The 19,358-nt window shown below is 72.7% G+C and carries 21 protein-coding genes; 6 read left to right on the plus strand and 15 right to left on the minus strand.

Annotated features, from left to right (window positions below):
- The first annotated feature begins 167 nt into the window (after window positions 1–167).
- Together rfbC and AAH991_RS07150 are read left to right on the plus strand one after the other, a co-directional pair.
- Window positions 168–734: a dTDP-4-dehydrorhamnose 3,5-epimerase gene (rfbC, locus tag AAH991_RS07145; protein WP_346224946.1), complete on the plus strand. Its 567-nt coding sequence runs from the start codon at window positions 168–170 to the stop codon at window positions 732–734.
- Between the two features lie 26 nt (window positions 735–760).
- On the plus strand, window positions 761–1,606 hold the full coding sequence (locus AAH991_RS07150) for a glycosyltransferase (RefSeq protein WP_346224947.1): 846 nt from the start codon (window positions 761–763) through the stop codon (window positions 1,604–1,606).
- An 11-nt stretch (window positions 1,607–1,617) separates the two neighbouring features.
- On the opposite strand, the gene AAH991_RS07155 is transcribed toward AAH991_RS07150, so the two are convergent.
- The 9 genes from AAH991_RS07155 to AAH991_RS07195 form a co-directional block, all read right to left on the minus strand.
- Window positions 1,618–2,787, minus strand: a complete 1,170-nt coding sequence (locus tag AAH991_RS07155) for a hypothetical protein (RefSeq protein ID WP_346224948.1) — start codon at window positions 2,785–2,787, stop codon at window positions 1,618–1,620.
- Window positions 2,788–2,791: 4 nt separating this feature from the next.
- Window positions 2,792–3,580, minus strand: a complete 789-nt coding sequence (locus tag AAH991_RS07160) for a WecB/TagA/CpsF family glycosyltransferase (protein ID WP_346224949.1) — start codon at window positions 3,578–3,580, stop codon at window positions 2,792–2,794.
- 114 nt (window positions 3,581–3,694) lie between these two features.
- Window positions 3,695–4,552, minus strand: a complete 858-nt coding sequence (rfbD, locus tag AAH991_RS07165; RefSeq protein ID WP_346224950.1) for a dTDP-4-dehydrorhamnose reductase — start codon at window positions 4,550–4,552, stop codon at window positions 3,695–3,697.
- Between the two features lie 10 nt (window positions 4,553–4,562).
- Window positions 4,563–5,534 (minus strand): dTDP-glucose 4,6-dehydratase, encoded by a 972-nt coding sequence (gene rfbB, locus AAH991_RS07170; protein ID WP_346224951.1) that lies wholly within the window; start codon window positions 5,532–5,534, stop codon window positions 4,563–4,565.
- A 95-nt stretch (window positions 5,535–5,629) separates the two neighbouring features.
- Complete coding sequence (locus AAH991_RS07175; protein ID WP_346224952.1) at window positions 5,630–6,694, minus strand: glucose-1-phosphate thymidylyltransferase; 1,065 nt, start codon at window positions 6,692–6,694, stop codon at window positions 5,630–5,632.
- 1 nt (window position 6,695) lies between these two features.
- Window positions 6,696–8,165 carry a sugar transferase gene (locus tag AAH991_RS07180; RefSeq protein WP_428833954.1) on the minus strand — a complete coding sequence of 490 codons (1,470 nt, stop codon included), beginning with the start codon at window positions 8,163–8,165 and terminating at the stop codon, window positions 6,696–6,698.
- Window positions 8,166–8,691: 526 nt separating this feature from the next.
- Complete coding sequence (locus tag AAH991_RS07185) at window positions 8,692–9,063, minus strand: hypothetical protein (RefSeq protein ID WP_346224954.1); 372 nt, start codon at window positions 9,061–9,063, stop codon at window positions 8,692–8,694.
- Between the two features lie 75 nt (window positions 9,064–9,138).
- Complete coding sequence (locus AAH991_RS07190) at window positions 9,139–9,753, minus strand: GntR family transcriptional regulator (protein WP_346224955.1); 615 nt, start codon at window positions 9,751–9,753, stop codon at window positions 9,139–9,141.
- Window positions 9,754–9,766: 13 nt separating this feature from the next.
- The gene (locus AAH991_RS07195) at window positions 9,767–10,735 is read right to left on the minus strand and encodes an EamA family transporter (RefSeq protein ID WP_346224956.1); all 969 of its coding nucleotides are present in this window, start codon (window positions 10,733–10,735) and stop codon (window positions 9,767–9,769) included.
- A 225-nt stretch (window positions 10,736–10,960) separates the two neighbouring features.
- Here AAH991_RS07195 and AAH991_RS07200 point away from each other — a divergent pair, with 225 nt between their 5' ends.
- Together AAH991_RS07200 and AAH991_RS07205 are read left to right on the plus strand one after the other, a co-directional pair.
- Complete coding sequence (locus AAH991_RS07200; RefSeq protein WP_346224957.1) at window positions 10,961–13,009, plus strand: sensor histidine kinase; 2,049 nt, start codon at window positions 10,961–10,963, stop codon at window positions 13,007–13,009.
- Complete coding sequence (locus AAH991_RS07205) at window positions 13,006–13,359, plus strand: DUF742 domain-containing protein (protein WP_346224958.1); 354 nt, start codon at window positions 13,006–13,008, stop codon at window positions 13,357–13,359. Before AAH991_RS07200 ends, AAH991_RS07205 begins: the two co-directional genes overlap by 4 nt.
- 3 nt (window positions 13,360–13,362) lie before the next feature.
- Here the strand turns inward: AAH991_RS07205 and AAH991_RS07210 are convergent, their stop codons facing one another.
- The 5 genes from AAH991_RS07210 to AAH991_RS07230 all read right to left on the minus strand — a co-directional run bounded on the left by AAH991_RS07210 (window position 13,363) and on the right by AAH991_RS07230 (window position 17,786).
- Entirely contained in the window at window positions 13,363–13,767 is a 405-nt protein-coding gene (locus AAH991_RS07210; RefSeq protein ID WP_346224959.1) for a hypothetical protein, read from the minus strand.
- Between the two features lie 80 nt (window positions 13,768–13,847).
- A complete protein-coding gene (locus AAH991_RS07215) occupies window positions 13,848–14,279 on the minus strand; it encodes a hypothetical protein (RefSeq protein ID WP_346224960.1) in 432 nt (143 codons plus the stop codon).
- 280 nt (window positions 14,280–14,559) lie between these two features.
- Window positions 14,560–16,158, minus strand: a complete 1,599-nt coding sequence (locus AAH991_RS07220; RefSeq protein ID WP_346224961.1) for a hypothetical protein — start codon at window positions 16,156–16,158, stop codon at window positions 14,560–14,562.
- A gap of 101 nt (window positions 16,159–16,259) precedes the next feature.
- Window positions 16,260–17,075 (minus strand): carbamoyltransferase HypF, encoded by an 816-nt coding sequence (locus AAH991_RS07225; protein ID WP_346224962.1) that lies wholly within the window; start codon window positions 17,073–17,075, stop codon window positions 16,260–16,262.
- Window positions 17,076–17,138: 63 nt separating this feature from the next.
- A complete protein-coding gene (locus AAH991_RS07230) occupies window positions 17,139–17,786 on the minus strand; it encodes an NAD(P)-dependent oxidoreductase (RefSeq protein WP_346224963.1) in 648 nt (215 codons plus the stop codon).
- 100 nt (window positions 17,787–17,886) lie between these two features.
- Between AAH991_RS07230 and AAH991_RS07235 the strand changes: the two genes are divergently transcribed.
- Window positions 17,887–18,240, plus strand: coding sequence for a winged helix-turn-helix transcriptional regulator (locus AAH991_RS07235; protein ID WP_346224964.1), 354 nt, complete (start codon window positions 17,887–17,889; stop codon window positions 18,238–18,240).
- 14 nt (window positions 18,241–18,254) lie between these two features.
- Here the strand turns inward: AAH991_RS07235 and AAH991_RS07240 are convergent, their stop codons facing one another.
- On the minus strand, window positions 18,255–18,809 hold the full coding sequence (locus AAH991_RS07240; protein ID WP_346224965.1) for a TetR/AcrR family transcriptional regulator: 555 nt from the start codon (window positions 18,807–18,809) through the stop codon (window positions 18,255–18,257).
- Window positions 18,810–18,895: 86 nt separating this feature from the next.
- Here AAH991_RS07240 and AAH991_RS07245 point away from each other — a divergent pair, with 86 nt between their 5' ends.
- Complete coding sequence (locus tag AAH991_RS07245) at window positions 18,896–19,339, plus strand: nuclear transport factor 2 family protein (protein WP_346224966.1); 444 nt, start codon at window positions 18,896–18,898, stop codon at window positions 19,337–19,339.
- Window positions 19,340–19,358: the final 19 nt, after the last annotated feature.

Consider the following 19,358-nt stretch of genomic DNA (forward strand, 5'->3'; position numbering starts at 1 on the left):
CCCGGCCGCACGGAGAACTCCGCGCCGGCCGTTTTCCGGATGATTTCCGGGCAGGCGTAATCGACAGAAACTGAGCTGGCATTTCCCCCCCAGCACCGGAGTCCGACAGTCATAAGTCGGGCGATGGACTGCGAGCGTTACAAGACGCCTGTGTCATGCTTCCGCCCATGGAGCGGATGAGTATCGAGGGAGCGTGGAGCTTCACCCCGCGAATCCACAGCGACATCCGGGGCGACTTCCTCGAATGTTTCAGGGCGGGGGAGTTACGCGAGGCGATCGGGCACACCATGGAGCTGGCCCAGGCCAACTGCTCGGTTTCCCGGCGCGGCGTGCTGCGCGGCGTCCATTTCGCGGACGTACCGCCCGGCCAGGCCAAATACGTGACCTGCGTCTCCGGGAAGGTGCTCGACGTCGTGGTGGACCTGCGAGTGGGCTCGCCCACCTTCGGCACGTGGGAGGGGCTCGTCCTCGACGACGTGTCCCGGCGCGCGGTGTACCTGTCGGAGGGCCTCGGCCACGCGTTCGCCGTCCTCAGCGAGCAGGCCACGGTGCTCTACCTGTGCTCCCAGCCGTACGCGCCGGGGCGCGAGCACGGCGTGCACCCGCTCGACCCGGAGATCGGCGTCGACTGGCGGCTCGACGGCGAGCCGGTCCTGTCGGACAAGGACGCCGCGGCGCCCACGCTGAGCGAGGCGCTGGATTCCGGGATCCTCCCGAGATACCGGCCCTCCTGACCCCTGCCGAGGCCCATACTGCTCGTGTGACGAGCGTCGTGATCCCCGCGCACAACGAGGCTCCGGTCCTCGGCCGTCTGCTCTCCGGGCTGCTGGGCGAGGCCCGGCCGGGCGAGTTCGACGTCGTGGTCGTCGCGAACGGGTGCACCGACGAGACCGAGTCGGTCGCGCGGGCGCACGGCGTGCGCGTGCTGAGCACGCCGGTGCCCTCGAAACGCGAGGCGCTGCGTCTGGGCGACCGGGCGGCCCGCGGCTTTCCCCGGCTCTACGTGGACGCCGACGTCACCGTGAGCACCGCGGGCGTACGCGCGCTCGTGGCCCGTCTCGGCGGGTCCGGCACGCTGCTCGCGGCGGCGCCGGAGCGCGATCTGGCGCTCACCGGCCGGCCCTGGACCATCCGCGCGTACTACGCGATCTGGACCCGCCTGCCGCACGTGCGCACGGGGCTGTTCGGCCGCGGGGTCATCGCGGTCACCGAGGCGGGCAACGACCGGATCCGCGCGCTCCCGGCGGTCATGGCCGACGACCTGGCCGCCTCCCTGGCGTTCGGCGAGGACGAGCGGGTGGTCGTGGCGGAGGCGCGGGCCGGGATCCAGACCCCCCGCACGTTCGCCGACCTGCTGCGCCGGCGCGTCCGCGCGGCGACCAGCGTGAGTGAGCTGGAACGCGAGACCGGTCCGGGCGGGCCGTCCGCGCGCACCAGCCTGGGCGACCTGGTCCGCATCGCCGCGCGGGAGCCGTGGCTGCTCCCGGCGGCGGCCGTCTTCGCCTGCGTCACCGTGCTGGCGCGGCGCAGGGCGCGCCGCTCCGTACGGGCGGGCGACTACACGACCTGGCTGCGCGACGAGAGCAGCCGGGCGCCGGGGTCATGACTGACGCAAGGTCATGACGGACGCGGGAACTCGAACAGCCAGGCGTACAGGAGCCAGCCCAGCTCGTACGGCCGGCATTCGCGGTCGACGGCGACCGGCGGGTAGAACCGGTCGAGGGTGGCGAGCCGGGCCGCCGGACGGGTGCGGGTGGCCACCGCGCGCAGGCCGCGCACCAGCTTCCTCGGGTCCGCCCTGGCCGCCTTCCGCCAGGTGAGGCTCAACCCCTCGTCGATGAGGGGCTCGCCGGACTCGGGCCGTTCGCTCATCCAGCGCACGCCCTCGCCGATCTCGTCCAGGTAGGCCGTGCCCCCGGCGTCGGCGAGGTCGAGCAGGGCCATCGGGGCCATCGCGAGCTGGTGGACGCTGTAGACGGGATACCCCTCGACCACGGCGCCGGTGCGGGCGTCGTAGTGCCACCACCACTGCCCCTCGGCGCCCTGGGCCGCACAGATCCCCGCGGCCACCTGTTCCGCGGCGGCCAGGGCGTCGGCGTCCCCGACCGCGGCGTGCAGCCGCGCCAGCGCCTGCAGCGGGTACACCTGATCGGCGAAGCAGCCGACGTGCGCCCGGTACCACGGCACGAGCGGCCCGGACGACGGACCGAGCACGTGCCGGTAGAGGCGGTCGGACGCCAGGCCGCCGAGCAGCCGGGCCCGGGCGCGTTCCAGCCTGCCGTCCAGCTCGGAGCTCGCCCCCAGCGTCGTCCTGGCGGCGACGAGCGCGGCGAGCTCCCAGGCGGCCTCGACCGTGTACACCTGACCCGGGGATGCGAGCCGGTCGATCCCGGCCAGGTGCCGCAGCGCCTCGTCCAGCCGCGGATGCCCCGTCTCCGCCGCCGCCCAGCAGATCAGGGCCGCGTCGCCGAGCCCGCGCACGCCGGGCAGACGTTCGACGAGGCGCCCGGCCAGGTCGACGGCGGTGTCGCCGGCGAGCGCGGCGCGCTGCCGCTCCTGCGGGAGCGTGGCCACGCCGAGCGCGACGATCGCCGAATAACGCACGCTGCGGCCCTCCGCGACGGCGTCCCACGTGCCGTCGGGCCGCCGCACGCCCCTGCGGGTGAACACGAACTCCCCGTCCACGTAGCCGGGCGGCAGTCCGCGCACCGCCAGGTCCACCATGGCCGGCAGCAGGCCGGCCGGCGCGCCCGGGCCCAGCAGGGCGATTCTGCGGTGCTGCGTCACGTTGTCACTCCAGAGAATCGGCGGAACTCGCGAGACGGCCGCGGTCACGAATCAGTCCCGCGGCCACGAGGAGGAGGAACCTCCCGTTGGTCTTCAGATATCGGGGGCCGAGGCGCGCCGGCTCCTGCAGCAGGCGGTACAACCACTCGAACCCGAGGCGCTGCCAGGCGCGGGGCGCCCGGCGGGTGCGTCCGGACAGCACGTCGAAGGCGCCGCCCACCCCGTGCACGACCTTCGCCCCGGTGGCCTCGCCCCAGTCGCGGACGAAGATCTCCTTCTTCGGCGAGGTCATGCCGAGGAACAGCAGGTCGGCTCCGGACAGCGCGATGTCCTCCGCCACCCGCGCGGACTCCTCGGCCGGGAAGTAGCCGTCGCGGTAGCCGGCGATCCGCAGGCCGGGGAAGTCGCGCCGCACCCGCTCGACCAGCAGCGCGAGCACCTCGGGCGTGGCCCCCAGGAAGTACGGCCGGTATCCGCGCCGCTCCCCCTCGGCCAGCAGCTCCGTGAACAGGTCGATCCCGGCCACGCGTTCCGGCAGCCGGTGGCCAAGCAGGCGCGCGGCCCACACGACGGACTGCCCGTCGGCGAGGACGAGGTCGCAGCCGAGCACCGACCGCCGCAGCTCGGGGTCCCTGTGCATGGTGACGATCTTCGCGGCGTTCACCACGCCGATGTCGAGCCGTCCGCCGCCGTCCACCGCCTCCACGCAGGCGGCGACGACCTGTCGCATGGTCAGCGCGTCCAGCGTCGTGCCCAGCACCGACCGCCGGTGCGCCCGTCCCGGCGCCGTCATCGGGGGACAGTCCTGTCCACGGCGTGCGCCACCGATCCGTCCACGAATCCCCACCGTCCATGAATGCCGCCACGGGATGCCGTCCATGGGTTATCGCGCGGACGCCCGCGAACGTCACAACTCGCCGGAGCCGGCGAGCCGGGGCCAGGCGTCGCGCAGCGCCTCGCGCCAGTCCCGCATCGGGGCCAGCCCCGCCCTCCCCCATGCCCCGTGCCCGAGTACGCCGTACGCGGGGCGCCGGGCCGGGCGGGGGAAGTCCCGGCTGCTCGTGGGCGTGACGCGGTCCGGGTCGGCGCCGAGCAGGCGGAAGATCTCCCGGGCGTAGCCGTACCACGTCGTCTGGCCCGCGTTCGTCCCGTGGTAGACGCCGGGGGGCGGGCTCGCCCGCACCAGCCGCACGATCTGGGCCGCCAGGTCGGCCGTCCAGGTGGGCTGGCCGTGCTGGTCGTCCACCACGCGCACCGGGTCGCCCCCGGCGGCAAGTCTGATCATCGTCCTGGCGAAGTTCGGCCCGTGCGCGCCGTACAACCAGGCGGTGCGGACGACGTAGCCGCCGTGCCGCAGGGCGGCCCGTTCCCCCGCCGCCTTGGTCCGCCCGTACGCGTTGACCGGGTTGACCGGCTCGTCCTCGGCGTACGGCGTCCGCGCCGTGCCGTCGAACACGTAGTCGGTCGACAGGTGGACGAGCGTCACGCCGTGGCCGGCGCACGCGGCGGCGAGCGGGCGCACGGCGTCGCCGTTGACCGCCAGCGCCTCCCGCTCGCGTAACTCCGCCTCGTCCACGGCCGTCCAGGCCGCGCAGTTCACCACGACGTCCGGTTTCTCCGTGCGGACCGCCGCCCGCACGGCGGCCGGGTCGCACAGGTCGAGGTCGCGCCGGGACAGCGCGGCGACGTCCTCGCCCTCGCCGGCCAGCAGCGCGGTGAGATCGGCGCCGAGCATGCCCGCGGCGCCCGTGACCAGCCACCTCATCGCGACGCCGTCACCGGGCCTGCGCCCGCAGCGGTTTCCACCACGACGGGTTGTCGGCGTACCACCGCACGGTCGCCTCCAGGCCGTCGTCGAAGGACACCCGGGGGGCGTAACCGAGGGCGCGCAGCTTCCGGTCGTCGAGGGAGTAGCGGCGGTCGTGCCCCTTGCGGTCCTCCACCCGGGTGACGAGGTCGGGTGAGGCGCCGAGCAGGTCGAGCAGGCGCCGCGTGAGCTCCAGGTTGGTCAGCTCGGCCGTGCCGGCCACGTGGTAGACCTCCCCCGGCTGGCCCACCTCGGCGACGAGCTGGATGGCCCGGCAGTGGTCGGACACGTGGATCCAGTCGCGGACGTTTCCGCCGTCGCCGTACAGGGGGACGGGCCTGCCCTCGATCAGGTTGGTGATGAACAGCGGGACGACCTTCTCCGGGTACTGGTACGGCCCGTAGTTGTTCCCGCACCGCGTCACGGAGACCGGCAGGCCGTGGGTGACCGCGTACGCGCGGGCGATCATGTCGCCGCCCGCCTTCGACGCGGCGTAGGGCGAGCGCGGCGCGAGCGGCGCGTTCTCGTCCCACGACCCCGTCTCGATCGACCCGTACACCTCGTCGGTGGAGACGTGGACGACGCGCCGCACCCCCGCGGCCAGGCACGCGTCCATGACCGTCTGCGTGCCCAGCACGTTGGTCCGCACGAAGTCGGCCGCGCCGTCGATCGACCGGTCGACGTGGGACTCGGCCGCGAAGTGGATCACCACGTCGTGGCCCGGCACCACCTCGCCGAGCAGGCCCGCGTCGCACACGTCGCCGTGGACGAAGTCGTACCGCCCCTCCACCGGGGCGAGGTTGGCGAGGCTGCCCGCGTACGTGAGCCGGTCGAGCACCGTGACGGACGCCCCGGCGAAGGCCGGGTATCCGCCCGTGAGAACCGTACGGACGTAGTGGGAGCCGATGAACCCGGCGCCGCCGGTGACCAGTAACTTCACGGAAGGTCCACACCTGTCTTCGAGCTCGGGACTGGAAAGGGATTGTGCCGGACGGGCCGGGAGAGCGGCAGCGGTCGAAATCCGTGCGGCGGCGGTCAGGAACTGATCTGGACCCTGCTGTGGTCCCCCAGCACCAGCCGGTGGGCCTTCGGCGTGTCCGGCGCCGGCGTGATCTCCACGTCGTGGCCGATCAGCGACGCCTCGATCCGCCGGACCCCCTCGATCGAGGAACGGGCGAGCACGATCGAGTACTCGATCTCGCTGCCGCTCACCACGCAGTCGGTGCCGATCGACGTGAACGGGCCGACGTACGAACGGTCGATGACGGTCCCCGCGCCGACGACCACCGGGCCGACGATGCGGGAGCGGCGCACCGAGGCGCCGGCCTCCACCACGACCCGCCCGATGAGCTCGCAGTCCTCGGTGTCGCCGTCGACACGGCGCTCCAGGGACTCCAGCACCAGCCGGTTCACCTCGAGCATGTCGGCGACGTTCCCGGTGTCCTTCCAGTATCCCGAGATGACGGCGGGCTCGACCTCGTGGCCGGCGTCGATGAGCCACTGGATGGCGTCGGTGATCTCCAGCTCTCCCCGCCAGGACGGCTTGAGCTCCGCCACGGCGTCGTGGATGGCCGGGGTGAACAGATAGACGCCGACCAGGGCGAGGTCGCTCTTCGGCTCGCGCGGCTTCTCCTCGAGGCCGACGACCCGGCCGTCATCGGCCAGTTCCGCGACGCCGAACTGGCGGGGATCGGAGACCTTGGTCAGCATGATCTGCGCGCTCGGCCGCCGTTCCCGGAATCGTCCGACCAGGCTCTCGATGCCGCCCACGATGAAGTTGTCGCCCAGATACATGACGAAGTCGTCGTCGCCGAGGTAGTCGCGGGCGATCAGGACGGCGTGCGCCAGCCCCAGCGGCGCCTCCTGCCTGAGATAGCTCGCCTGCAGGCCGAACCGGGAGCCGTCGCCCACCGCCGCCTCGATCTCGTCCTGGGTGTCGCCCACGACGATGCCGACCTCGCTGATGCCGGCGGCCGCGATCGACTCGAGGCCGTAGAACAGGACGGGCTTGTTGGCCACCGGGACGAGCTGCTTCGCGCGGGTGTGGGTGATGGGCCGCAGCCGGGTGCCGGACCCGCCCGCGAGCACGAGGGCCTTCATGTCAGTAGGCCCCCCTGCCGCCGGTGACCGCGGACCACGTCTTCCACAGGATCTGCAGGTCCAGCAGGAGCGACCAGTTCTCCACGTACCGCAGGTCCAGCCGGACCGACTCCTCCCAGGACAGGTCCGACCTGCCGCTCACCTGCCACAGCCCGGTCATGCCCGGCCGTACGACCAGGCGCCGGTGCACGTCCGTGCCGTACCGCTCGACCTCCGCGGGCAGCGGCGGGCGCGGCCCGACGAGCGACATCTCACCGCGCAGCACGTTGAGGAGCTGGGGCAACTCGTCCAGCGAGTAGCGGCGCAGCAGCAGGCCCACGCGGGTGATCCGTGGATCGTTCCGAATTTTGAACAACACGCCGTCCGATTCGTTGGACGCGGCCAGCACCGGCTTGAGCCGCTCGGCGTTCACGACCATGGTCCGGAACTTCAGCATGTCGAACTCGCGGCCGTACCGGCCGATCCTGGTCTGCCGGAACAGGGCGGGGCCGGGGCTGGTGGCGCGCACGAGCGCCGCGATGACCAGCATCGGGAAGAGCAGGATGAGCAGGAACGCGGCCGCCACGATCCTGTCGAAGCCGTTCTTGACGAGCCGCCGGGAACCCTGCAGGTCGGGGTGCTCGACGTGCAGCAGCGGCATCCCCGCGACCGGGCGGACGCTGATGCGCGGCCCCGCGACGTCCATCAGTGCCGGGGCGACGAACAGGTCGGTCCCCCGCGACTCGATCCCCCAGGCGAGGCGGCGCAGCGCGGCGCCGTGGAGTTCGGGGCACGCGAGGACCGCGACCGCCTCGGCGTCGACCTTGTCGACCACGGCGGGCACGTCCCGGAAGTCTCCGAGCACGGGCACGCCGTCGATGTCGGAGCGCTGCCTGCGGTACTGCCCGCTCGGCAGGCATGCGGCCACCACCCGCATGCCGTGGTACGGCTGCCGTCTGAGCTGCAACACCAGTTCGTGGATGGACTGCCGGTGCCCCACCGCCACGACCGGCCGCATGTACCGGCCCTTCATGCGCAGCCGGTGCAGCCGCTTGCGCATGCGGTGCCGGATCAGCAGCGTCAGCACCGTGGCGAGCGGCAGCATCGCCATGACATAGCTGCGGGCGACGTTCGTCTGCGTGAGGTACGCCCCGATCGCGACGGCCGCGATGAGACCCAGGCCCGCCTGGGCGACCGAGCGGAACTCCTCCGTCCCCTCGCCGTGGGCGCGTCCGCGGTAGCCGCCGGCGACGCCCACGACCAGTGGCCAGGAGATCGTCAGGGTGGTGCCGAACGCGATGTCGTACACCGGGATGAAGGCGCCGAACCACAGCCGCGTGAGCTCGACGCCGGCGAGGGCGGCGGCAGCGCAGAGGAGGTCTCCCGCCAGGAGGATCTTCGAATAGGAACCCGACGAGACGCTCACCGGCAGCCGCACATGGACTTCGCGGGGAAACACCCCCGATTCCGCCAACTCCGTTTGCGATTCCATCTCACCGCGCCTAGGTAGTCGGACCGTCCAGGTGATTGACGCCCCTCGCGTCCCAAAGGTTGACCCATGACTCACCCATTTGAGGGCGTGCACGCACGAGGATGATGTTAGACAGCGACGGCCCGGTAGGGAACGTAAGCCACCTGTCCACAATTGGTCGCAATGACCCCAGGTGGAGGACTTGACGGGAACGGTCCAAGATGGCACGAGGGCCCCTCAGCATGGCATATACCGCTAATATATGCCGATACATAACAGCCCATACGGCCGTCTCATACGTCCGCGAAGAGGAGTGACAGGCTCGCGAATCCAGCGAATACGTGCCTCTCTGCACCTCGAAAATACTATTTGGCCGAATCGACTCCACAATCGAACTCGGCCTTACTCGCCGATTCAAATACGTCGTAATGCGAGGCCGCTTGAACGGCCGGCGCCGGCCGGAACTCACCGAGCCGCATTCGGAGCAGCGCGGGAGCCCGCCTCACCGGCGTGAACGATTCACGGGCCGGCGCGGCACTGCCGGCCACTAGTCGTATTCGAGGTCGGGCAACGGGGACGGCGGCTCCGGGCTGCGCCACACGACGACGTAGTCCGCACGCGCGCTCGCGACCGCGGTGCTCAGCCGGTCGAGGTCGAAGTCCGGCAGATAGCGCAGCCGGGTCAGGAAGCTCGCGTCGGTCGCCGAGTGGGGGACCACACAGCCCTCGCCCTCACGGTCCAGCAGGACGATGAAGACGTCCTCCGGCTGGCCGGGCGGCTCCCGGTGGCCGTGGCCGCCGACGCGGACCTCTACCACGTCCTCCCAAGCGAGGGCCTCGACGCTGCCGTCGGCGTAGTGACGCGTCACGCCTTCTTCGGTGACGTACACATAGGTGTCCGGCACAGGGTTGCCGTGCATGGGCGCGATTGTGACGACTTGAAGTGGCGCCGTGCAAGGGAATCCGGATCCCCGGCCGCCCGGAGCCCGCGCGGCTCAGGGATGCCGCCACCGCAGGTGCTCGCGCATGGCGCGGACCGCCGCGTCCGCGGGCCCCTCCGCGATGACGCGCAGCAGCCCGGCGTGCTCGGCCGCGAGCTCGTGGGGGTCCTCGTACGCGTGCCTGAGCCGGACCAGCCCGAGCCGCGTCTCGGCCGCGAGCGTGGCGTACAGCCGCTCCAGGCGGGGGCTGCCCGCGGCGGCGACGAGCGCCTCGTGCAGGGCCATGTGCTCGGCCACGACGGCCGCCCAGGGCGCGCCCGGCGGCAGTGCGGACAGGCGGCCCAGCGCCTCCTCCGCCGCCGTCACCCGGCGCCCCGCCACGGCCCGCGCCATCAGTTCCTCCAGCGGCCCGCGCACGTACATGAGGTCGTCCAGGTCCGCGGGGGTGATCACGGGGACGTACGCGCTGCGGTTGCGCTCGCGCCGCAGCAGCCCCTCGTGGACGAGCAGCGCCAGGGCCTCCCGCACCGTGGGGCGGGCCACGCCGTAGCGTGCGGACAGCTCCTGCTCGGGCAGCGCGGCCCCCGGCTCGATGTCCCCGGACAGCACCCGCTCGCGCAGCGCGGCGGCGAGCGCCTCGACGGTGGAGACGGGTCTGAGGGTGGTCACGTGGCCGAGCCTACTAACGGGTCGCGGCCGCCGCCGTGGGCGTTTGCGCCGGGGCCTGCGGCACGGCCGCCCTCGCGGGCAGCGCCACCACGACCAGTCCCAGGGCGAGCAGCACCAGACCGGCCCACGAGACGACGGACAGGTGCTCGCGCAGCGCCACGACGCCCAGCAGGGCCGCGACGGCCGGCTCGGCCAGCGCCAGCGTGGCCGCCGTGGCGACGGGGGTCGTGCGCAGGCCCCGGCCGTACAGGAGATAGGCCAGCCCGGTCGTCGCGCAGCCGAGGTAGAGCGCGGTCAGCAGCCCGGCCGGCCGCGCGAGCCAGACCGGTCCGGTCAGCACGAGGACCGGCAGCATGAGCACGGCCGCGCCGCCGAACAGGACGCCCATCACCGTCCCCGACTCCATGCCTCCGCCGATGGCCCGGGCCGCCACGACCGCGTAGAAGGCGTACAGGAGCCCGCCGAGGAGGGCGAGCGCGATGCCCGCGGCGTCCGCGCCGCCGGCTCCTGCGCCGGCTCCTCCGCCGGTGACGAGCACCGCGCATCCGGCGACGGCGGCGGCCGTGGCGAGCGTCCAGCGCCCGCTCGGCCGTTCCCGCCCGGTCAGCCAGGACAGGAGCCCGGTGAAGACCGGGCCGCTGCCGATGGCCACCACCGTGCCGATCGCCACGCCGGTCCTGCCGACCGCCGCGAAAAAGCACAACTGGTAGGCCGCGACGGCGACGGCTCCCAGGACCAGTGCCCAGCGCGTCGCGTTCCCGAAAGCGTACCCCGGTGCGTTCCCCGGTGCGTTCCCACGCGCCGTGCGCCGCGCCCGCCGAGACGCGACCAGTGCCAGAGCGCCCAGCAGGGCCCCGCCGAGCACGAGACGGGCCGCCGCCAGCGAGACGGAACCGGCTGAGGCGAGAGTGCCCGCGGTGCCCGCGGTCCCCCACAGGACGGCCGCCGCGACCACCGCGAGCGAGCCCGATCTGGATTTCATGGAGCGATTGTCTGACAATCAGACAGTGAGTGACAAGAGCTTTCCCCCGGAACGTCGAGACTGTCCCGATATGGGGTGTGGCCCAAGTCGTTAGGAACGATCCCTGGTGGCCCAGCTCACGGATTGCTATGGTTTCGCCACTGTTAACACATGTGTAACCGACGGGCAGGTCTCATGGCTGGTCGGAAACGATCCATCCGATTCAAGATTTTCGCGATCCTGCTGGTGCCTGTGACCGCCCTGGTGGTGATCTGGGGGTTCGCCGCCAAGCTGACCATCGAACAGGGGCAGCAGCTCCTGCGTATCCAGAAGGTCTACGACAACATCGTCTATCCCGTCAGTGAGGCCATCAACCAGCTGCAGAGCGAGCGGTTCGTGTCGGTGAGCTACCTCGCCTGGCGCACCTCCTCGCTGCGCACCGACCTCCAGGTGCAGCGCCGCAAGACCGACGCCACCGCGGTCCTGCTGACCCGCCTGTCGGCCGAGGCCGAGGACGACACGCCCCCGGCGATGTGGGACCGGGTCCAGGACCTGCTCCGGCAGATGGACCGGCTCGACGTCCTGCGCGGCCAGATCGACGACCACCGGCTCACCCGCCTCGACGCGATCGAGGAGTACAGCGCCGTCGTCGAGGCCGCCCACCAGGTCTACGACCGGCTGATGATCTCCCCGGACATCGACATCATCGAGCAGACCAAGGCCCTCATCCTCATCACCCGCAGCCGTGAGCTGGTGAGCCAGCAGTCCGCGCTCGTGCTGGGCGCGCAGGCGTCCGGACGGATGACGCAGGACGAGCGGGACGCCTTCTCCGGCATGGTCGGCAAGCGCCGGCTGCTCTACCAGCTCGGCACGAGCCAGCTCGACGCCGGCCTGATCAAGCAGTACGGCGCGCTGAACTCCACCCCCGTCTACACGTCGTTCATCTCGCTGGAGAACGACGTCATCGCCAGGGTGCGGCCGGGCCAGCCGCTCCCGCCCGAGGCGATCGCCTGGCCGACGACGGCCCAGGCCCTGACCCGCCAGCTCACCGAGACGACCGACGCGGCCGCCGACGCCACCGCCGCCCGCGCCGTGCCGCTGGCCGAGGACGTGCTCTGGGACATCGGCGTCGTCGGCGCGCTCGGCCTCGCGGCCCTGCTCGCCACCGGGTTCATCTCCTTCCGGTTCGCCCGTACGGTGACCGGCGAGCTGAGCGCCCTGCACCGGGCCGCGGCCGACCTGGCCGGGCGGCGGCTGCCCGACCTCGTCAGGCGGCTGCGGCGCGGCGAGGACGTCGACGTGACGGCCGAGACCCCGCCGGTGACCCAGGCCAGCGGCACCGTCGAGATCGAAACCCTCGGCCGCGCGTTCACCTCGGTGCAGCACACCGCGATCGAGGCGGCCGTCGGGCAGGCCGAGCTGCGCAAGGGCGTCAACAAGGTCTTCCTGAACCTCGCCCGGCGCAGCCAGTCGCTGCTGCAGCGCCAGCTCGGCATGCTGGACGGCCTGGAGAAGGAGATCAGCGACCCCGACCTGCTCGAACGGCTCTTCGGCGTCGACCACCTCACCACCCGCATGCGCCGCCACGCGGAGGGCCTGATCATCCTGTCCGGCGCCGTGCCCGGCCGCGGCTGGCGCAACCCGGTCCCGCTGTACGACGTGGCCCGCGCCGCCACCGAGGAGGTGGAGGACTACCTGCGCGTGGACGTGAACGTGCCGCACGGGTTCTCCCTCGTGGGCACCAGCGTCACCGACGTCGTCCACCTGCTCGCCGAGCTGATCGAGAACGCCACGGTCTTCTCCCCGCCGCACACCCGCGTACAGGTCCGCGGGGAGATGGTCGCCCGCGGCTTCGCCGTCGAGGTCGAGGATCGCGGGCTCGGCATCCCCCCGGACGAGCTGGCGCACCTCAACGCGCGGCTCGCCGACCCGCCGGAGTTCGACCTGGCCGACAGCGACCGGCTCGGGCTGTTCGTGGTCGGGCTGCTGGCCAGGCGGCACAACATCCGCGTCTCCCTGCGCACCTCGCCGTACGGCGGGACGAGCGCCGTTCTCCTGCTCCCGAAGGAGATCGTGGTGGAGAACGAGACCAGGGAACCGGTGGTCGAGCGCCTCGCGCAGCCGGAGGCCGCGCCCCCGGCCCTGGCCCTCACGCCGCCGATCGGCGGCGGCGCCGACGACTCCCTGCCCCGCCGGGTACGGCAGGCCAATCTCGCGCCGCAACTCAAAGAGGAGCGGGGCGACCTGTTCTCCTCCTTCCAGGCAGGCTGGCGACGCGCTCAGGAGGACTCGTGAACGAGCACGAGGACGGGCCGCTGCTGCGCCCCTACACGATCACCCGTGGCCGTACCCGCCCGACCGGGCCGGACTTCGACCTGATGACCATCATCAGGACGGCTCCATCGGCGTACAGCGGGGTGACCGGGCTGGCCCCCGAGCACTGGCGGATCCTGCAGCTGTGCCGGGTCCCCTCCTCCGTGGCCGATCTGGCCTCGGAGCTCGGCCTGTCGCTCAACGTCGTCCGCATCCTGCTGGGCGACCTGCGCGACCAGGGGCTGATCACGGCGCGGCCGCAGGCCACGGTCGCCCAGCTGCCCGAGGAGCGCCTCCTCCGCGAGGTGATCCAGGGACTCCAGGCGCTCTGAGCGTCAGGAGTCCGCTTCGCAGGACTCCAGGAGCCGCTGCACGTGCCAGCGGGCGGGTGTCAGCAGCTCGTCGGCGTACCGGTCCAGCAGGTCCGCGCACGCCAGCGGATCGGCGATCTCGACGGACGGCAGGACCAGGATCTCCTCCTCGCCGTCGAGCACGAGATCGCCCCGCACGCCGAAGGTCCCGTCGCCGACCCGGACCGCGGTCTCGAACACGAGGTCGTGCCCCGGCAGCGCCAGCGCGGCGCCGAGCCGTACGGCGGGCCCGGCCAGATCGGAGACGGGCTCGGCGCGGACGTGGGGGAAGAAGTCACGGGAGACGGAGCGCCCCATCTCGCTGAACCGCGCCGCCGTACGCATCAGCGCCTTCAGGAGTTCGGCGGCGCCCTGACTGTTGGCGTCCACCCCCGCAGGGTAGATCACGGAAAGTTGCGGTTTGGCCAAATAATTGGGTTCGGCCGGAATTTCCGCCGAAAAGGGCGGCCTCAGCGGAAGGCGTAGCACTCCACCTCGGCCCGCCGGCGGGTCAGTCCGCCGTTCACGGACTCCTCGACGCAGGAGCGCTGCGCGGCGGTGAGTTCGAGCGTGCCGCAGACGCTGACCCCGGAGTACGTGCGGCAGTCGAGGTTCGGGTTGAAGGCGCCGACCTTGTACCGTTCGCGCACCTCCGTGCGGCAGGCTTTCCGCGCCTCGGACGTCTTGCGGTAGCGGCACTGGCCGACGAGGACGTCGTACTGGTCCCGGCTCACCTCCTGCCGCTCCACGCCCCCTCTGGGAGCGGGCGCCTGCGGCGCGATCCCCGCCCTCGGACCGGTCCGCGGGTGGACGCCGGCCCCGGCGTCCACCGAGGCGACCGCGGCGACCGTCCCGAGCATGGTCATCGCGGCGAGCACGGCGACAGCGACGATCTTTCTCATGGCGATCCTCCCGAGCAGGAACGTACCCACGCGGGAACCCCCGCCCCCGGCGCCGCACGGCGCCCGCATGGACGGCCGTGACCTCACGTCATGGCGAAGCCGATGCTTCCACCGGAGCGGGTAAGCGCGACATTGCGAAGCGTGCGGGCGGACCGTCGCGGGTAGGCGCGGCCGCGGGAACGGCGGGGGCGGCGTTCCCGCGCATCACCCTCGATCCCCCGGGCCGGATTCCGGTCATTCCCGAGGCGACAGACCTTTTACGGAGTCTTTGGCCGGGTCTTCACGGTGTGACCGCGGCCCCTTCCCTCCGGCGGCGCGCCTCCGCCCGTACGGCGGCGCGTACGGCGACGACCAGCACCACCGCGCAGAGCACGACCGCGAGCAGCACCGCGACGGCGTAGTCGTCGGGCAGGCCCGCGCTCCAGCCCAGGAACGGCAGGAAGACGGCGGCGAAGGCCGCGGGCGCCGCGAGCAGGAGACGCGTCCCCCTCGCCTGCCACCGCAGCAGCCAGACCGTGAGCACACCGGTCACGCCGGCGACGAACATGGGCGCGGCGAGCAGCAGGGACAGGTAGTCCTCGATCCCGTCCGCCGTCACGGCCAGCAGGACGCTCGTCCACAGGAGCGCGGCGCAGATCCCGAACCAGACCGGCCACCTGCGTGCCCCCGCCGTCGTGCCGAGGGCGGCCAGCAGCGCCGCGAGAGCCACCAGGACGGCGACCTCCAGTTCGGGGCCGATCCGATTCCCGGGGGACGTGAGGGGAGCCGGGGCGCTCTCCGACAGCGGGGCCCCTTCGGGGTTGTGCTCCGGGAAGCCCAGCCGCCGCCACCGTCCCGACACGTCGCGCAGGGCGACCCCGTCGGTCCCGTTCGCCACGGCGACGACGTGGCCGCCGGGCACCTCCTGGACGGCGACGGCCAGGGAGACGGCCGGGCCGCTGGGCACGCCCAGGGAATCGGGATTCTCGTAGACCCGGTCGAGCCAGCCCTGCCTGCCTCTGGAGATCTCCCAGGCGACCGTCCAGGTCGCTCCCCCGTCCGCGGTCTGCTCGACCCTGAGCCGGCCCGGTGTGATCCGGTAACACCGCCCCGGGTCGGAGGGCACGCACGCCCGGGTCGCCGGAGACCAGGACGGGGACGGGGACCCGGAGGGGGACGGGGACCCTGACGGGGACGCGGAGCCTGACGGGGACGCGGACCCTGACGGGGACGCGGACGCCCGGCCCTTCCAGTCGTGCCAGGACCTCCCGCCGTCCCCGCTGGCGATCGCGAACCAGTCCGGCGCCACGACGACGATCTCCCCGTCACGCACCTCGACGGCCCGGGCGGACGGCGCGGGGGGCACCGCGCTGGTCGCCGTGACGGCGAAGACCGCGGCGGGCAGCACCACCAGCAGGCGGGCCCGGGCGGCCTCCCGGCGCCCCGCACGGGCCGCGCGCCGCCACACCGGCCAGGCGACCGCGAGGGCGGGAAGGGCGAGCAGGTCCGTGGGGTCGGCCACCACCCGCGAGGACGGCACGAGCATCGCCCACGCCCGGGTCGCCGCCTCCGCGCCGGTCCCGGTCGTCTTCATCCAGGCGAACAACACCCCGGTCAGCGCGATCGCCCCCGCCGCCGTACGGCCGCCAGGCGGGACGCGGCGCACGGCCCGGGCCGCGTACGCCACGAGCAGGGCGAGCAGCGGGGGCGCGACGAGCATCCCGGCGAAGTCGCTGAGCTTGCCGGTGACCACACCCGGCCACGCGAGCTTCAGCACCCGGTCGTTGACGATCAGCACACCGATCGCCGCGACGGTCACCGGATGGCCGAGCCAGGCCGCCTGCGCCCCGAGTCCGGCCACGCTCGGCCGATCACGGTCGTACTGAAGACGATCACGCATTCGCCGATCGTAAACGCCTACCTACCGGTGCGACAGTGACTTATCGGCACGGCCGCGCCGCCGGACGAAGAAGGGGTCGACCGCCCGGCGGCCTCCGCGTGCTACGGGGTGCTGACGGGAGACGGCTCCTTGCTGAGGATGACCGGGGAGGCGCCGCCCAGCGCCAGGTGGGCGGGCAACCCCGCCGTCCGGCTCTGACGTCCCGCGCGTGCCAGCCCGCTCACGGTCAGCGTCCCGTCGCACGGCCATTCGTCCGCCCGATCGCCCGGCCGGTCCCACACGGCCAGCGGGCCGTCCACGCGCGCGGTGAGCAGATACTGCAGCGGAGTGCGCGGCAGGAACAGCTCGACGTCGGGCGTCGCGCGCCGTACGGCCCTGGGGAGCACCGGCTCGCGCAGCCGCACCAGCGTGGCGGGCTCGGTCCGCTCGACCAGTGCGCGGATGTCGGGCGTGGCCAGGTTGGCCACCTCCCTGGCCATCGAGACGTTCCGGACCAGCACGCGGACCCGTCCGGACGCGCCGTCCATGCGCGCCAGCGCCTGCTCCGACCTGGCGTCGCAGACGACCTGGTCGGCGAACAAATCGTGCAGGCCGGCCACTCCCCCGGCCCCTATCGACGCGACGGCCGCCGCCAGGGCGTCCGGACCCGTGATCGCCTCCCATCGCAGGCCGGGGCCGCAGGCCGCGCAGCCCGTCGCGGCGGACACGGACCTACGGGCGTGCGGCCCGCGGCACTCCCGTCCGCAGTCGGCGCACAGGACGGCGGAGGGCGCCGCTCCGGCCGGCGGCCGGCAGTCGTCGCAGCAGACGAGCGGGTACATGTACCGGCGGCCGGCCCGGTCGAACAGCTCACGGACGCAGGCGGAACAGAGCCCGTGCTCGCTTCGCCGAGCGCCGGGGGAAGCCGAGATGACCATGGAAGCCGCACTGCCCGCCGCAGGTCGCTCTAATCACATCCGTCACAGGGATATCGGCCTTGATCAGATTCGCTCGACGCCGAGGTGGACGCGGTGATGGCGCGGCCGCTCCGCCTCGTCCAGCACGGCGACCGCGAGATCGGGGTAGGAGATCCGGCTCCCGGCGTCGCCCGGCGCGACGCGGTACCCGCCGGTGCGGATCCCGTCGTGGTCGAAGTCGCCGGACGGGCTGATCACCAGCCAGTCCACCGGGGTGACCGCCTCACGCAGGACGGCGTCGCCCGCCTCGTGGCCGAGGTAGAACTCGCGGTACTCCTGCGGGTAGCCCGGCGTGTCCATGAGCAGCGTGCCCTCGGCCGTCCGCAGGCCGGTGGCCAGCCCGACCGCGATCAGCCGCCGGACGCCGGCCCGCTCCAGCCCGCCGAGCAGCGCACGGGCCGCCGCCGGGAAGAACTCCATCGGCGGAGCGGCCAGATCGGCGGCGGCGTTGACCGCCACCTGGTGCCCCGCCGCGACCCGCGCGATCACGTCCGCGTCCGTGACGTCGCCCGCGACGACGTCGTCCGCCTCCGGGCCCGGCCGCCCCTCCCGGAGGGCGTACGCGGCCGGGTCGCGCACGACCGCCGTCACCCGGTGCCCGCGCTCGCGGGCCTCCCGCACCACCGCGCGGCCCGCCCTGCCGCCCGCTCCGAACACCACGATCGCGCTCACGTCCGCCCCTCTCCACAGGGGACCGGCCCCACGGCCGGTCACGCAGCGGACGGTATCCGGATGGGTGGTTACCTCCGGGTCACCGGTTAGCGTGATCGCCGTGACCGAACCTCTCGACCCGGACATGTTCGATCCGCTCTGCCCGTCCGGCCTGATGCCCATCCGGCTCGGCGACAAGTGGTCGGGCATGATCATTCGCTGCCTTGAGCAGGGGCCCCGGCGGTTCTCCGAACTGCGCGTCCCCCTGCGCGGCATCTCGGCCAAGGTGCTCACCCAGTCGCTGCGCGCCCTCGAACGCGACGGTTTCGTCCTGCGCACGGCCCATTCCGGGCCCGTCCAGCGGGTCGAGTACGCGCTGACGCCACTCGGCCGGAGCCTGATCGAACCGCTGAACACCATGTGCGCGTGGGCCGAGGAACACTGGGAGGAGCTTCTCGACGCCCGCGAGGCATAGCCGTACGCGCCTGCTCAGCCGTCGGCGAGGGCGCGCAGGGACGGGCGCAGGGCCTCGGCGATCCGTTCGGGCGACGCGCCGCGCAGGGCGGTGAGGTCGAGCAACTGGTGGGCGATCGTCACGCCCAGCATCGTGCTGACCATCAGGGCGGCCCGCAGTTCCGCGTCGCCGGCCCCGATGGCGTCAGCGAGATGCGCCACCTGGCCGTCGAGCTTGCCGCGCACCTCCTCGGCGGCGTCGGGGTGGGTGAGCATGGAGCGCATCATCGCCAGCGTCGCCTCGGGCAGCGGCCCCATCTTCATGCCGATCCTGCCCAGCAGTTCCTCGACCGGCTCCGGCCCGCCGTCAAGCGGCGGGATCGACGGGATCCGCACGGCCTGGTCGAACAGGTCCTGCTTCGACCCGAAGTACTGCATGACCAGGGCGGGGTCGACCTCCGCCGCCGCCGCCACGGCCCGGATCGTCGTGCGCTGGAAGCCGCGCTCGGCGAAGATCGCCCGCGCGGCGGACAGGATGCGCTCCTCCGTGCGGCGCCGGCGCTCGGCCCGGCTCGTCGGCGTCCCCTCCACACGACGACTCTACCGGCGTTGACCATGCCGGACCGTTCGCTCTACAGTCGTTGAGTCAACAACCGTTGAGCGAAGTGGAGAATTTGATGCCGCTCACCCCACGCGAGGTGCTGGCCCGCTATCACCGGGCGATGGTCGACAGGTCGGCCGACGACCTCGCCGGTCTCTACGCCGCCGACGCCGTCCACACGTTCCCGTTCCGCGTGCCGCTGTTCCCCGCACGGCTGGAGGGACGCGAGGAGATCCGCGCCCTCTACCGGAAGACGTGGGGCGCGAGCCCGGTCCGGCTGGCCGAGATCCGCGACGTCGTCGTCCACGAGGCGGCCGACCCCGAGGTCGTCACCGGGGAATGGGAGGGCATCGGCAGTGTCGAACCGGACGGCCGGCCCTTCCGTGCCACCGGCCTGCTGACCCTGCGCGTACGAGACGGCGAGATCGTGGAGACGCGCGACTACATGGACGTGTTCGGCACCTACCACGCGATGGGCCGGCTGCGGGACGTCGCGGCCGCCGCGGAGAGCGGCGGCTGAGCCCTCGGGTCACAATGGG

The sequence above is a fragment of the Microbispora sp. ZYX-F-249 genome, from assembly GCF_039649665.1.
Lineage (GTDB): Bacteria > Actinomycetota > Actinomycetes > Streptosporangiales > Streptosporangiaceae > Microbispora > Microbispora maris.